This window comes from Nocardiopsis alba (genome assembly GCF_000710955.1).
Lineage (GTDB): Bacteria > Actinomycetota > Actinomycetes > Streptosporangiales > Streptosporangiaceae > Nocardiopsis > Nocardiopsis alba.
The window spans coordinates 123,479-137,860 of record NZ_BAZE01000009.1; the positions used below are offsets into that span (position 1 = coordinate 123,479).

A 14,382-nucleotide genomic window follows, 5' to 3' on the forward strand; every position below is an offset into this window, starting at 1 on the left:
TGCGCCCGGGGGCCGCCCCCGGCCCGGAGCCGCCCGCGCCGTCCGGCTCCACCGGCCGGCCCCGTGTCGGCCCGCCCACCGGGAAAACCGGTTGCGGTCCCTCTTAACCTTGAGTACTGATGAGCACCACCACGCCCGCGCGCTCGTCCGCGCACACATCCTCCTCCGACGCGGATCCTCTCCGCTCCCGGTTGCGGGGCCTCATGCCCGCGGACCGTCACCGGCTCCGTCGACGTATCGACGGACTGGCCAAGATCCGCGACGAGCGCCGCCGCGCCTCCGTGCGGAACGACATCGCCGAGGACATCGACCGAGCGCGGGTCCGCGTCGAGTCGCGTCGTGAGTCCGTCCCCGAACTCCACTACCCCGAGGCGCTGCCGGTCAGCGCCCGCCGCGAGGACATCGCCGAGGCGATCCGCGACCATCAGGTCGTCATCGTCGCCGGTGAGACCGGCTCGGGAAAGACCACCCAGCTCCCCAAGATCTGTCTGGAGCTGGGCCGCGGCGTCATGGGCACGGTCGGTCACACCCAGCCGCGTCGGCTGGCCGCCCGCACGGTCGCCGAGCGCATCGCCGACGAGATCGGCACCCCCCTGGGCGAGACGGTCGGCTACAAGGTCCGCTTCACCGACTCCTCCGGCGACAACACCCTCGTCAAGCTGATGACCGACGGCATCCTGCTCGCCGAGATCCAGCACGACCGGATGCTGCGCCAGTACGACACCCTCATCATCGACGAGGCGCACGAACGCAGCCTCAACATCGACTTCCTGCTCGGGTACCTCAAGCAGCTCCTGCCCAAGCGTCCCGACCTCAAGGTGATCATCACCTCGGCCACCATCGACCCCGAACGGTTCTCCCGCCACTTCGACGACGCCCCCATCGTCGAGGTCTCCGGGCGCACCTACCCCGTCGAGGTCCGCTACCGGCCGATCACCGACGAGATCCTCGACCCGGACGAGAAGAACCCGGGCGGGGGCACCGACAAGGACCAGACCCAGGCCATCCTCGAGGCCGTCGACGAGCTGTCGGGGGAGGCCCCCGGCGACATCCTGGTCTTCCTCAGCGGGGAACGCGAGATCCGCGACACCGCCGAGGCCCTGGAGAAGAAGAGACTCCGCGGCACCGAGATCCTCCCCCTCTACGCCCGCCTGTCGGTGGCCGAGCAGCGGCGCGTCTGGTCCTCGCACGGAGGACGCCGCATCGTCCTGGCCACCAACGTCGCCGAGACCTCGTTGACGGTGCCGGGCATCAAGTATGTCATCGACCCGGGCACCGCGCGCATCTCCCGCTACTCCCATCGCACCAAGGTGCAGCGGCTGCCGATCGAGGCGATCTCCCAGGCCTCGGCCAACCAGCGCAAGGGCCGCTGTGGTCGTGTGTCCGAGGGCATCTGCATCCGGCTGTACTCCGAGGAGGACTTCCTCTCCCGCCCGGAGTACACCGACCCCGAGATCCTGCGCACCAACCTGGCCTCGGTCATCCTCCAGATGGCCTCCCTCGGGCTGGGCGACGTCGCCGCCTTCCCGTTCGTGGACGGCCCCGACCACCGTCAGATCAAGGACGGCGTCAACCTCCTCACCGAACTGGGGGCCCTGCACCCCGAACCCGCGGGCGGGCAGGGGCGGAAGCGCCGCCTCACCCCGACGGGTCGCCGCCTGGCCCAGTTGCCCATCGACCCTCGCCTGGGCCGTATGGTCCTGGAGGCCGAGAAGCGCGACTGTCTGGCCGAGGTCATGGTCATCACCTCGGCGCTGTCCATCCAGGATCCGCGCGAGCGCCCCACCGAGAAGCAGCAACAGGCCCAACAGGCCCACGCCCGGTTCGTCGACAAGGAATCGGACTTCCTGGCCTTCCTCAACCTCTGGAACCATCTGCGCGAACGGCAGCGCGAGCTGTCCGGCAACCGGTTCCGCAAGGAATGCCGTGAGGAGTTCCTGAACTATCTGCGCGTCCGTGAGTGGCAGGACATCCACTCCCAGCTCAAGCAGGTCCTGCGGCAGATGGACATCGAGGTGCCGCCCCTGCGCGAGGAGGCCGCCGACCCGCGCGCCGTCCACATGTCGCTGTTGGCCGGTCTGCTCTCCCACGTCGGTCTGAAGGACCCGGAGAAGCACGAGTACCTGGGCGGACGAGGGGCGCGCTTCGCGATCTTCCCCGGATCGGCCCTGTTCAAGAAGCAACCGCGCTACGTGATGGCCGCCGAACTGGTGGAGACCTCCAAGCTCTGGGGTCGCATGGTCGCCAGGATCGAGCCCGAGTGGGCCGAGGAGCTCGGCGCGGACATCGTCAAGCGCTCCTACAGCGAGCCGCACTGGGAACGTAAACGCGGCGCCGTCATGGCCTTCGAACGGGTCACCCTGTACGGGGTGCCGATCGTGGTCCAGCGCAAGGTCTCCTACGGCCGGATCGACCCCGAGCTCTCCCGTGAGCTCTTCATCCGGCGTGCCCTCGTCGAGGGCGACTGGGAGACCCGCCACCGCTTCTTCCACGAGAACCGCAGACTCCTCGACGAGGTGGAGGACCTGGAACACCGGGCCCGACGCCGTGACATCGTCGTGGACGACGACACCCTCTTCGACTTCTACGACCGTCGCGTCGACGAGTCGGCGATCTCGGCCGCCCACTTCGACTCCTGGTGGAAGAAGGCCCACCGCGCCGACCCGAAGCTCCTCGACTTCACCCGTGAGGAGCTCATCAACGACGGTGTGGACGTGGTCAGCGAGGACGACTACCCGGACACGTGGCGTCAGGGTTCGTTCGTCTTCCCCCTCACCTACCAGTTCGAGCCGGGCAGCGACTCGGACGGGGTCACCGCGCACATCCCGGTCAAGTTCCTCAACCAGGTGGAGAACACCGGCTTCGACTGGCAGATCCCCGGTCTGCGCGACGAACTCATCACCGCGATGATCCGTTCGCTGCCCAAGCCGCTGCGGCGCAACTTCGTGCCCGTCCCGGACCACGCGGCCCGGGCCCGGGGCGCCCTGGTCCCGTACGAGGGCTCCCTCACCGAGGCCCTGGCCGCCGAACTCACCCGCATGGCCTACGGGGAGCGCGTCCGCGCGGAGGACTTCCAGCTCGATCGGGTCCCCGACCACCTGCGCATCACCTTCCGCGCGGTGGACGATCGCAAGCGCACCCTCGCCGAGTCCAAGGACCTCGAAGGGCTGCGCGCCGCGCTCAAGCCCCGGCTGCGGGAGGCCATCGCCACCGAGGCCAAGGGCGTGGAGCGCAAGGGCATCACCTCCTGGGACTTCGGGCCCCTCGAACGGACCCTGGAGCGCAAGGCGCTCGGTCCCAAGGTCAAGGGCTATCCGGCGCTGGTGGACGAGGGCGAGAGCGTCGCCATCCGTATCTTCGACACCCGCCCGGAACAGCGCGCCGCCATGCGCGCGGGCACCCGTCGCCTGCTCATGCTCACGATCCCGTCCCCGGCGACGGTCGTGAGCAAGGGGCTGAACAACCCGGACAAGCTCGCCCTGGCCGATAACCCGCACGGTTCGATCAAGAAGATGCTGGCCGACGCCGAGGCCGCGGCCGTCGACCACCTGCTCACCCGTGAGGGAGGGCCGGTGTGGAACGGCGAGGACTTCGCCCGGCTCGCCGACCGGATCCGGGCCGACCTGGGCGATACCCTCGCCGAGGTCCTCGACAAGGTCGCCCGGGTCCTGGTCCTGTGGCGCAAGGTGTCCAAGAAGATCAAGGGGACCACCTCCCTGGCGGTGCTGCCCTCGCTCAACGACGTCCAGGGGCAGCTCGCCGGTCTGGTCGGGGACGGGTTCATCACCCGGGCCGGGCTCTCCCGCCTGGACGATCTGCACCGCTACCTGCGGGGCATCGAGTACCGGCTGGGCAAACTCGCGGAGAACCCGCGCCGCGATCAGGTCAACATGGCCAAGGTCGAACAGATGCGCCAGGCCGTGACCAAGGTCCGAGGGGTTCTCAAGGCGGGTCGTGCCGAGGACCCCGACGTGGTGGAACTGGGCTGGATGCTGGAGGAGTACCGCGTCAGCCTGTTCGCCCAGGAACTGCGGACCGCCTACCCGGTGTCCGACAAACGCATCATGAAGGCCCTCGAAGCGGTCAAGACCGCCGACGGGAAATAGGACGCGCCCCGACCGAGCACATCGGTCGGGGCGCCCTCGCGTTCACGGGGTCACGATCGTCCGTACCATCCCCGGTACGATTCGGCGCCCACGGTGTACCCCTGCCCCGCGTGCTCCTCCACGCGACGGTGACGACCGTCCATGCGGGGCGCCTCCGCGACGACCGCCTCGCGCCGGGCCTCGTTCTCTTTCTTCGCCTCGAAGAAGTCGCCGCCCTTGCGCAGGGTGTCGTCGGTTCCCCAGGACTCCTCGGCGCCGACCTTGCGCAGGTGGGGGATGTGCTTGCGGCAGTGGATGTAGGCCTCCTCCACCTGGACCAGCATCCACATCTGCGCGCGCTGTCCCGGCATCTGCGGCAGCGGCAGGGTCGGCACATGGGGTCGTAGAGCCTCGTCCTCCATGATCTTCACCCGACCATTGACGTGCAGACCGATCCGGTTGTGGAAGAAGTCGAGGAACATCAGACCGATGTGCGGGTTCTGGGTGACGTTGCCCGCGCTGGCGAACACCCCGTTGCCCCGGTACTCGGGGAAGGCCAGGGTGCGATCGTCGATGACGTGGACGAACCCCGGCGGCCCGGCCCGGAAGCTGGAGTCGCACTCGCCCCGCCCGTCCGCCGTGGCGATGAACAGCATCTCCTGGTGGGCGATGAACTCCTTCATCGCCGGGTTCAGGTGGTCCAGCATCTGGTCGCGGTAGAACCGGGCGGCGCGTTCGGCCGTACCCATGACCCGCTGTACGTGGTGCTCGCCCTCGCTGCCGGGCAGGCGGTTCTGGCTGGGCTGTGTCATGAACGGAGGCTTTCGACGATGGGTGTGGGGGAATGTGCCTGAGCGCCGTCATCGGTCAACGGCGGGCCCTGCGCGGTGTGTAGGGGGCGCCCTCGGAGCCGTCGTCGGCCTGGGCACCGGCCATCATGTGCGCGGTGATCCACTGATAGACGAGCACCCAGGCCGAGCTCATCGAGGACGTCCAGGTGGGGGAGACCTCGCTGACCGCGCGTACGAGGGCGCGCCCGACGTGCGGATAGTGCTCGGGCCGCACACCGAGTTCCCGGTGGTGCTGTCGCCCCAGACGCCGGAGGTACTCCGCGATCTCGTCGGGCGAGTCGAGGTGGCGCACCACGGCCAGGAGGGCGTCGGCCATCCGCTGCTGCTGAGGCCGGATGTCGGAGGGGAACATGTCCCGCACCTCGGGCACCATCGCGAAGAGATTGTCGTAGAAGCACTTGGCCAGGCGGGTCGACCCCTCGGGCACATCGGCGCACGACCGGCGCACCAGATCGATGACGTCCCGGTCGGGGAGCGGCACTTCGGAGATGTATCGGAGGGTCAAGGGCAGGTCCAGACTTCGGGTGAGCGGGGAACCACGGTCCGCGAGCGCGCGTAGTCGCGCGTACTCGCCGTCACCGAGGGGGGATGAGGTCTTGATCGGGGTCGTCCCTCCGGGGGCCGGAGCGGCTGTTCGAGGGGGCCCGGAGGCCGCCCGTCCGGTCGCGATCCCCGTCGGTACGGTCAGCCGAATCCGGAGATCTCGAACAGGACGGGTGTGATGGAGGAGACCCTTACCTTCCCATCTCGGCCTGTTGAGGAGGAACTGTAACAGATGTACTACGAGTCGGATGGTCGTCGTTTTACGACATTCCGTATACGAACCACCCGGTCCGAGCCATCGAAACGAGGGGGATCGGCGGGGTGACAGGCGTTCCACCTGCCCCTCCACCCGCGCCGGAGCGTCACCGAGGCCCCGCCGGCACCGATGAGTCCTCGCCCCTGGGGAGGTCGATACGGAAGGACCGTTCGACCCCGACAGGAAGAGGTGGGTTCCGTGTTGTTGAAGGACAGGATCGCGATCGTGCACGGCGCGGGAGGTTTCGTGGGCGGCGCCGTGGCGCGCGCGTTCGCCGAGGAGGGGGCCCGGCTCTTCCTCACCGGTCGCAGAGAGGGGAGGCTCGCGGCCGTCGCCGAGGAGATCGGCCGCCTCGGTGGGCCCGAACCCGGCATCGCCCGTCTGGACGTCACCGACCCCGAAGAAGTGGGGCGGCACGCCGACTCGGTGGTCTCCGAGGCCGGACGCGTCGACATCGTCTTCAACGCGGTCTCCTACGGCGACGTTCAAGGGGCGCCGTTGGAACGGATGCCCTTCGACCGTTTCGCCGCCCCGGTCACGACCGCCCTGGCCGCGCAGTTCCACCCTGTCCGGGCCGCGGCCCGGCACATGGCGGAACGGGGCTCCGGTGTGGTGCTGACGGTGATCGGGCACGGCCCGCCCTCCCCGGAGCTGGGCGGTACCCGGGTGGCCTGGGAGACGGTGGAGGCGATGTACCGCCAGTGGGCCTGTGAGCTGGGCTCGCGAGGGGTGCGCGTCGCCTGGTTGCGCACCGGCGGGTTCGCCGAGTCCGTGGCGGGGGCCGACGCCTATGGGGAAGACCTGAAGGTGATCGTGGAGGGGAGGGAGGTACCGCTCTCCTCGCGTTCGGACGAGGCCACCACGGAGCGCGAGCTCGACGAACTCGCCCGGAGCACGGTGCTCGGAGCGTTGCCCACGCTCGCCGACGCCGGGCACGCGGCGGTCTTCCTCGCCTCGGACCGGGCCCGTCACGTCTCGGGGGCGGCCCTCAACCTCACCGCGGGGGCCGTGATCGACTGAGTCGGGGTTTCCGGCCTCGTCCCTTCCCGGGCGGGGACGGGGACGGGTAGCATGCCGCGGGCGGTATGGACCACACGTCCGCTCCAGTCGACGGAAACGAGGCTCCCGGTGGACACACCACGACGACTCCTGCTCGTGGGGACCTACACCCCCGACTCCGATCCCCCGGGCGAGGGGCGGGGCATCCACCGGGTCTGGTTCGATCCGCGCACCGGAGAGTTGACCGACGGAGGGGTCGCCGCCCGCACCTCCGGGCCCTCCTTCCTGGCCTACCGGCCCGAGCCGCCCACCGTGTACGCGGTCAACGAGCGGGCCGAAGGGGCCCTCACCGCCTTCCGGCCGCACGGCGACGCCTCCCTCACCGAGTTGGGTTCCGTGCCCACCGGAGGCGGCTCTCCCTGCCACGTCCGCTACCTAGGCCCGCGCGAGGTGGCCGTCGCCGGATACGCCGACGGTCTGGTCTCCCTCGTCGCCACCGCCGAGGACGGGACGCCCACCGGGGAGATCCGGTCGCTCGCCCACCGTGGGAAGGGGCCGGTGGCCGACCGTCAGGAGGGACCGCACGCGCACAGCACGGCGGTGGCCCTCGACTCCTTCGAGCCGGCGGCCCGCTACCTTCTCGCCGCCGACCTGGGCACCGACGACCTGCGCGTCTACCACTACACGCCGCTGCCCGAACAGGTCACCGACGAGGTGCCCGAGCCGAACGAGGACGACTTCCCCGTCGTCCCGCTGCCGCCCGGCACCGGTCCCCGGCACATGGTCGTCAACGGCGACCACGTGTACGTGGTGGGCGAACTCGACTCCCGGGTGCACGTCGTGCGCTGGGACGGGGTGGCCGGCGCCGGCGAACACCTGGGGTCGCTCCCCGCCACCGCGGAGGAGGCCGCGGGGAGCAACTTCCCCGCCGAGATCGTCCTGCACCGTCTCAAGGTCGAGGGGCGCGAGATCGCCGAGGGCGATGCCCTCCCCCTGACGAGCACCTACGAGGGGCGTGTCTACGTCTCCAACCGGGGGGCCGACGTCATCTCGACCTTCGCGGTCCGCGACGGCGGCGCCCGCCTGGAGCATCTGGCCGACACGCCGGTGGGCGCCTGGCCGCGCCACTTCACGGTCGTGCGCGGTCACCGCGACGAGCCCGACCACCTGGTCGCCGCCGCCCAGAACGGCGACGAGCTCAGGTCGCTGCTCATCGATCCCGACACCGGCATCCCCACCGACACCGGTCATCGCCTGGATATCCCGGTCCCGGTGTGCGTCCTGCCGATCCCGCTCAAGCGCATCCGCCGCGCCGAGACGGCCGAGTAGGGGAGGGCGGCCCCCGGCGTGCCGGGGGCGTCGAGGGGGTGAGGGCGCCGGGCGATGGTGGAGGGGCCCGGCGTCACTCCGAGAAGGCCTGGACGAGCTCGGGCACCTCCTGGAGGTGGACGTTGAGGATCGCCGTGCCCAAGGGGCCGTCGTGCGCGTCGAGGGCGGCCTTCAGCTCGCGGTGTTCGCGTTCGATGATGGGGAGCCGTTCGGGGCCCCGGCCGATGGTGCGCACCGCCAGGCGCACCTGACGGGGGCGCAGGGAGTCGTACATCTCGCCCAGGACGGCGTTGCCCTGGTGCCGGACGATGGAGCAGTGGAAGCGCTGGTCGAGCTGGGCGAGCGCGTTCCAGTCCCGCTTCCGGCCGGCGTCCTCCATCGCCTCGATGAGTTCTTCCGAGTCGGGGGGAGAACCGAGTCGACGGTCGCAGATCTTGGTGATGGCGTCGGACTCGATGACGAAGCGGGCCTGATAGATCTCGCGCATCTCCGTGGCGGTGACGACCCGTACCTGGGCCCCGCGTCGAGGGACGAGGTCGACGAAGCGTTCCGCCTGAAGCCGGTGGAGGGCCTCGCGTACGGGGGTCCGTGAGGTCCCGACCTCTCTGGCCAGGACGGCCTCGTCGAGGAATTCGCCCTCGGCGAACGTCCCGACCAGGATGGCGGCCCCGATCATCTCGTAAGCGCGTTCCCGCGCGGACTGTCGAGGTCGAGTACTCCCGGCTGAGGTCTTCCTTTGATCTGACACAAAGAGCATCCTACCTTTACACGCCTCGGATGCTACGTGTATACAAGGTGTCCACACCAGATATTTAGGGATGTGGGTCACATCCCGTGAAGGGGGACGGCGTGAACGACCAAGTGGAGAAACGGCACGCGATCTGGCTCTCCGAGCCTTCGGCGGCGGCGGTGGAGATCGCCCACCTGGCCGGCTACGGGACCGTCGTGCTCGACATCGAACACGGTCTCTTCGACCTGGCGGCCCTGGACTGGCTGCTCCCGCTCATCCGTTCCAAGGGCATGAGCGTCATCGCGAAGGTGTTGGGACCGGAGAGGGGGCCGATCCAGCAGGCCCTGGACTTCGGAGCCGACATCGTGGCCATCCCGCACGTGGAATCGGCCGCGCACGCCGAGAAGGTCTGCGGGTACGCGAAGTTCCCGCCTCTGGGCGACCGTTCCTTCGCGGGCGGCCGGACCTCCGACTTCCGGGGGTTCACCGACGAGTGGGTCGCCCGCCAGGACACGGGGACCCGCTGCTACCCCATGATCGAGGACGCCTCGGCGTTCGAGCAGATCGAGGAGATCCTCGCTCTGCCGGCCGTCGACGGTATCTTCATCGGCCCCTCGGACCTGTCGCTACGTCGTGACCGGGGCGCCTACACCGCAGGGGAGGCCGATCTCGCGGACCTGAGACACCTGGCCCGCGCGGCGGGGGCCGCAGGGAAGCCCTGGGTCCTGCCCGCCTGGAGCGACGCGGAGAAACGTCTCGCGGTCGAGGAGAACGCCGAGACCATCGTGACCACCATGCAGTACGGGGCGCTGCTGTCCGGTTTCACCGGAGCCCTCGAAACCCTGCGAGAGATCGAGAACGAGCTGAGGAGCCGTTGATGACCCTGAACGTCGCAGTCGTACAGTTCGCGCCCGCCGAGGACAAGGCCGAGAACCTGGCGGAGATCGAGAGGATGCTGCGCCGGGCCGCCGACCTCGGCGTGCGTCTGGCGGTCCTGCCCGAGTACGCGGTGTTCACCGCGCCCGCCATGGACGACCGGTTCGTCGACAGCGCCGAGCCGCTCGACGGCCCGACGGTCTCGCGCCTGCGCGCCCTCACCACCGAGCTCGGGCTCTCCGTCATCGCCGGGGTGAACGAGACGGCCGAGGGCGGCCGTATCCACAACACCCTGGTCGGGATCCAGGACGGTGAGATCAAGGCGGTCTACCGCAAGGTCCACCTCTACGACGCGTTCGGCTACAAGGAGTCCGACCGTGTCCTGGCCGCCGACCCGGAGACGCCGGACCTTCTGGACGTCGACGGTTTCAAGGTGGGTATGCAGACCTGCTACGACCTGCGCTTCCCGGAGGTCTCGCGGGTCCTCGTCGACGCCGGGGCGGACATCATCGCGCTGCCCGCCGAATGGGTGCCCGGCCCGCTGAAGGAGTACCACTGGAACACCCTGGTGCGGGCGCGGGCGATCGAGAACACCGTCTACGTCCTCGCCGCCGACCAGAGCGCTCCGACCGGCGCGGGCAACAGCGCCGTCGTGGACCCGATGGGGATCGCCATCGCCACCGTCGGTGAGGCCCCCGGACTCGGCACGGCCGTGGTCGAGTGCGACCGCATCGAGCACGTCCGCAAGGTCAACCCCGCACTGTCCCTCCGTCGCTACCGCGTGGCCCCAGCAGGAGCGTGAGACATGAGAAGACGCGCAAGGCGCGCCCGAGCCGGTGGCCCGGTACGCACCACCGGGCTCCTGGCCTCGGGCGCGGCCCTGGCGGTACTGACCGCCTGTGGCGGTACCGCTCTCGGTGACGACACCTACGTGTTGCACTACACGACCTACTCCAACCCGACGTCGGACCAGTCCCGTACGGCCCAGCGGTGGGCGGAGGAGGTCGAGGAGCTCACCGACGGTGGCGTCACCGTCAGGCTCCACTACTCGGAGAGTCTCGTCGGCGCCGACGAATCGGCCCAGGCGACCCTGGACGGTCGCGCCGACGTGGCCCAGGTCGGGTCCATCTACGCCGCCTCGGACCTGTCCATGTTCACGGTCATCGAGCTCCCGTTCGAGACCGACAACCCCGAGGTGCAGATGACCGCGATCGAGCGGCTGTACGAGGAGAACGAGGTCTACAGGGAGGACTTCGACCGTCAGGGCGTCCGTCTCCTCTTCCCACTGCCGCTCGGCAGCGCCGCCATCGGGTTGCAGGACGAGGTCACCGGCCTCGACGACCTGAGGGGGAGGAGCATCCGAGCCGGTGGCCTGACATCGGACGTGATGCTCGCGGCCGGCGCCAACCCCATCGGTATGACGGCCAACGACATCTACGAGTCGATGAGTCGTGGAGTCGTGGACGGCTACACCTCGTTGGCCCTGGCGAACCTGCCCACCTTCGGGCTCTCGCGGACCACCCCGTACCTCCTCGACCCCGGGATCGGCGCGTACTCGTCGTCGATCGTGGTCATCAACGAGGAGCTCTTCCAGTCCATGCCCGAGGAGTACCGGGAGGCGCTGACCGAGGCCTCCGCGCAGGGCATCGCCAACGGGCTGGAGGAGATGGACGCGCTCGGAGAGATCGCCTGCCAGGAGATGGTCGAGAACGGAACGGAGTTCCTCTCCCTCCCGGAGGAGGAGGTCGCCGCCTGGAAGGAGGAGGCCGGCGTCGCCGAGCGTTGGGTGGCGCGTTACGAGGAACGCGGCTACGACGCCCGGTCCGTACTCGACGACTATCGGCGGATCATCGCGGAGGAGACCCCGGTCTCCGACTACGCCGACCCGCTCGTGGCCTGCACGGAAGGAGATCGAGAGTGAGTCGCATCGGCTTTCCCCGGCCGGTGGGGGCGGTGGCCACCGCGCTCAACCTCGGAGCCGGACTCCTGCTCCTGGCCCTGATGTTCCTGACCGTCGCCGACGTGGTCGGCCGCAGTGCGTTCGGTCAGTCGGTCCTGGGGACCGTGGACATCTCGACCCTGCTCCTGGTGACCATCGCCTTCCTCGGACTGGCCTCCGCCGAGATCGACGGAAAGCACGTCTCGGTCACTCTCGTCGAGGAGCGCTTCGGCCCCCGGACGCGCCGGATCCTCTCCGGAGCGCGCGTGGTCCTGCTGGCGATCCTCGGCGCCCTCATCGTCTGGGGGATGGGCGAGGTCCTGCTCAGCGCCTATGAACGCGGAGAGACGACCAACGACATCCTGCGGTTGGCCACCTGGCCCGCCAAACTCGTGCTCTTCCTGTCCTTCCTCCTGTTCTTCGTCATGGCGGTCTGGAAGGAAGTCATGGAGTTCCGCACGCTCGGCTCCGGTGGAACGCCGGAGACCGATGAGGTGGACACGGCTCCCGAAGCGGACCGCTCCACCGCGCACCGACAGAACGGCGAGGGCGCGTCATGACCACCGAGACACTCCTCATCGTCCTCGCGGTCCTGGCGCTCTTCCTGGGGCTGCTCGCGATCCGCTTCCACGTGGGCCTCTCCCTCATGGTGGCGGGCCTGGTCGGCATCGTCCTCATGCGGGGCACCGACGCCGCGGTCAGCACGGTGGCCAACCAGCCCTTCTCCACCTCGGCCGACTACTCGCTGACGATCATCCCGCTGTTCATCCTCATGGGCGTGTTCGCCGTTCACGCCCGGCTGGCCCAGGCGGGGTTCGACCTCGCCGCGCGCGTGCTGCGCCGTCTCCCGGGAGGCTCCGCGCTCGCGTCACTGGCCGGGTCGGGGCTCTTCGCCGCGGTCACCGGGTCCAGCGTCGCGACCGTGGCGACCATGGCCAGGGTGTCCACCGACGCGATCGTCAAGGCCGGGCACGGGATCCGGCTGGCGGCCGGGGTCGTCTGCGCCGGCGGCACACTGGGCGTGCTCATCCCGCCGTCCATCGTGCTCGTCCTGTACGGGGTCGTCACGGGTGAGAGCATCGGCGAGCTGCTCCTGGCGGGGCTGGGCCCCGGTCTGCTGACGATCCTCCTCTACGGGATCACCATCGTCCTGTTGGTCCTGGTCGGCCGACGCAGGAAGGCCCGTGAGAACGCGGCCCTGGAGCGGGAACCGGCGATGGCCGGTGGGGCGCCGTCCTCGCCGTCGGCCGGAGCGGGTCTCCCCGAGGCGGCCGGGGCGACCGAGCCCTCTGAGGGCACCCGACAGGATCGGCCCGACCTGTTCGGCTTCATGCTGCTCGTCGTCATCTTCATGGTCTCGATCGGCACGATCTACCTGGGCGTCGCCACCGCCACCGAGGCGGCCTCCTTCGGCGCGGTGTCCGCGTTCGTCATCCTGCTCATCCGTACCAGGCCGCCCCGGTGGGCACGCGCGATCAAGGAGTCGGTCACCGAGGCCGTGGGCCTGACCGCCATGACGTTCCTGCTCATGGCCGGGGCCGGGGTGTTCACCTACTTCCTCGCCCTGTCCGGGGCGAGCACGGCGGTGGTGGACGCGGTCCTGGCCGCGGACCTGGAGCCCTACGTCGTACTGGTGCTGTGCCTGCTGCTCCTGCTGCCGCTCGGCATGTTCCTCGACGGGATCTCGATGATCCTCGTCGCGGCGCCTCTGCTGCACCCGATCCTGTCCGGGTACGGCTTCGAAGGCCTCTGGCTGGGCGTGCTCATCGTGAAGGTCGCCGAGATGGCGCTGATCACGCCCCCGGTCGGGATGAACGCGTTCGTCTACTCCGGGGCGGTGCCCGAGGCCGGTCTGGGCCGGGTCTTCCGGGGCATCGTGCCGTTCATCGTCGCCGACCTGGTGGTCGTGGCCATCCTCATCCTGGTGCCCGACATCGTGACCTTCATTCCGGAGCTCTCCAGCGCCAAGTGACCGGTCGCTCCTCGAAGCATCCGGACGACTCCTCCGAGAAAGGAACAGTTGTGTTCGTCGTCAACGACATGCCCGAACAGATCGACGGCCGAATCATCACCGAACTCGAAAAGACGTGCGTTTCGACGCTCGGTCACCTTCGGGACCATGGTTTCGCCCTCGGGCTGCAGCCGAACAGGCGCCCGCTCAAGTTCGTGGGCACGGCCGTCACGGTGCGCATCCCGCACCTGGACTCCACGGCCGTCCACATGGCGGTCGACATGTTGCGTCCCGGTGACGTCCTGGTCGTGGACCAGTCCGGCGACCACCGACGGTCGTGTTTCGGCGGGTTGGTCTCCTACACGGCCAAGGCCCGGGGCGCCGTGGGAGCGGTGATCGACGGGTCGATCAACGACCATGACGAGACCCTGGCCTACGACTTCCCGGTGATCTCGCGCGGGTACAGTCCGCTGACCACCCGTATCGCCGGGATCGAGGGCGCGATCAACGTGCCGGTCGGCATCGCGGGCGCGGTCGTGCGCCCGGGCGACGTCGTCTTCGCCGACTCCGACGGAGCCGTCTTCCTCTCTCCCGACGAGGCCGTGGGCCTGGGCGGGCTGTTGAAGTCCAAGGAGGACGCCGAGATCCCGGCCCGGGACGCGATCTCGGCCGGAGGTTCCCTCGCCGAGTTCTCCGGGGCCGCCGCGTACCGCCCCTGATACGCGTCCACGCGGGAGGACATCACCGGCCCCGGGAGCACGACGGTCGCCACCGTCGTGTTTCCGGGGCCTTCGTCGTGGAACCCCGGGGAGATCTTGTGACG

At 69.5% G+C, this 14,382-nt stretch carries 12 protein-coding genes; 9 read left to right on the top strand and 3 right to left on the bottom strand.

Annotated features, from left to right (window positions below):
* The first annotated feature begins 119 nt into the window (after positions 1–119).
* Positions 120–4,106, top strand: coding sequence for an ATP-dependent RNA helicase HrpA (gene hrpA, locus TR33_RS17275; RefSeq protein ID WP_042284131.1), 3,987 nt, complete (start codon positions 120–122; stop codon positions 4,104–4,106).
* A gap of 50 nt (positions 4,107–4,156) precedes the next feature.
* Here the strand turns inward: hrpA and TR33_RS17280 are convergent, their stop codons facing one another.
* Both TR33_RS17280 and TR33_RS17285 read right to left on the bottom strand, forming a co-directional pair.
* Positions 4,157–4,897, bottom strand: coding sequence for a pyridoxamine 5'-phosphate oxidase family protein (locus TR33_RS17280; protein ID WP_017535594.1), 741 nt, complete (start codon positions 4,895–4,897; stop codon positions 4,157–4,159).
* Positions 4,898–4,952: 55 nt separating this feature from the next.
* The gene (locus TR33_RS17285; protein WP_017535595.1) at positions 4,953–5,441 is read right to left on the bottom strand and encodes a globin domain-containing protein; all 489 of its coding nucleotides are present in this window, start codon (positions 5,439–5,441) and stop codon (positions 4,953–4,955) included.
* Between the two features lie 492 nt (positions 5,442–5,933).
* Between TR33_RS17285 and TR33_RS17290 the strand changes: the two genes are divergently transcribed.
* Together TR33_RS17290 and TR33_RS17295 are read left to right on the top strand one after the other, a co-directional pair.
* Positions 5,934–6,755 (top strand): SDR family NAD(P)-dependent oxidoreductase, encoded by an 822-nt coding sequence (locus tag TR33_RS17290; protein WP_234305868.1) that lies wholly within the window; start codon positions 5,934–5,936, stop codon positions 6,753–6,755.
* Positions 6,756–6,863: 108 nt separating this feature from the next.
* The gene (locus TR33_RS17295; protein ID WP_042284136.1) at positions 6,864–8,063 is read left to right on the top strand and encodes a lactonase family protein; all 1,200 of its coding nucleotides are present in this window, start codon (positions 6,864–6,866) and stop codon (positions 8,061–8,063) included.
* Between the two features lie 73 nt (positions 8,064–8,136).
* Here TR33_RS17295 and TR33_RS17300 read toward each other — a convergent pair whose 3' ends face one another.
* A complete protein-coding gene (locus TR33_RS17300; protein WP_084570270.1) occupies positions 8,137–8,811 on the bottom strand; it encodes a GntR family transcriptional regulator in 675 nt (224 codons plus the stop codon).
* A gap of 113 nt (positions 8,812–8,924) precedes the next feature.
* Between TR33_RS17300 and TR33_RS17305 the strand changes: the two genes are divergently transcribed.
* Genes TR33_RS17305 through TR33_RS17330 form a run of 6 tightly spaced genes read left to right on the top strand, consistent with a single transcriptional unit; the run spans position 8,925 to position 14,278 of the window.
* Positions 8,925–9,671, top strand: a complete 747-nt coding sequence (locus tag TR33_RS17305; protein WP_042284142.1) for an HpcH/HpaI aldolase family protein — start codon at positions 8,925–8,927, stop codon at positions 9,669–9,671.
* Positions 9,671–10,471 (top strand): carbon-nitrogen hydrolase family protein, encoded by an 801-nt coding sequence (locus TR33_RS17310; RefSeq protein WP_017535597.1) that lies wholly within the window; start codon positions 9,671–9,673, stop codon positions 10,469–10,471. The genes TR33_RS17305 and TR33_RS17310 overlap by 1 nt, the downstream gene beginning before the upstream one ends.
* Before the next feature lie 3 nt (positions 10,472–10,474).
* Positions 10,475–11,590: a C4-dicarboxylate TRAP transporter substrate-binding protein gene (locus TR33_RS17315; RefSeq protein WP_042284144.1), complete on the top strand. Its 1,116-nt coding sequence runs from the start codon at positions 10,475–10,477 to the stop codon at positions 11,588–11,590.
* Complete coding sequence (locus TR33_RS17320; protein ID WP_042284145.1) at positions 11,587–12,168, top strand: TRAP transporter small permease subunit; 582 nt, start codon at positions 11,587–11,589, stop codon at positions 12,166–12,168. Before TR33_RS17315 ends, TR33_RS17320 begins: the two co-directional genes overlap by 4 nt.
* Positions 12,165–13,580, top strand: coding sequence for a TRAP transporter large permease (locus TR33_RS17325; protein WP_042284147.1), 1,416 nt, complete (start codon positions 12,165–12,167; stop codon positions 13,578–13,580). The genes TR33_RS17320 and TR33_RS17325 overlap by 4 nt, the downstream gene beginning before the upstream one ends.
* Positions 13,581–13,630: 50 nt before the next feature.
* Positions 13,631–14,278, top strand: coding sequence for an RraA family protein (locus TR33_RS17330; RefSeq protein ID WP_042284149.1), 648 nt, complete (start codon positions 13,631–13,633; stop codon positions 14,276–14,278).
* The last annotated feature ends 104 nt before the right edge of the window (positions 14,279–14,382 follow it).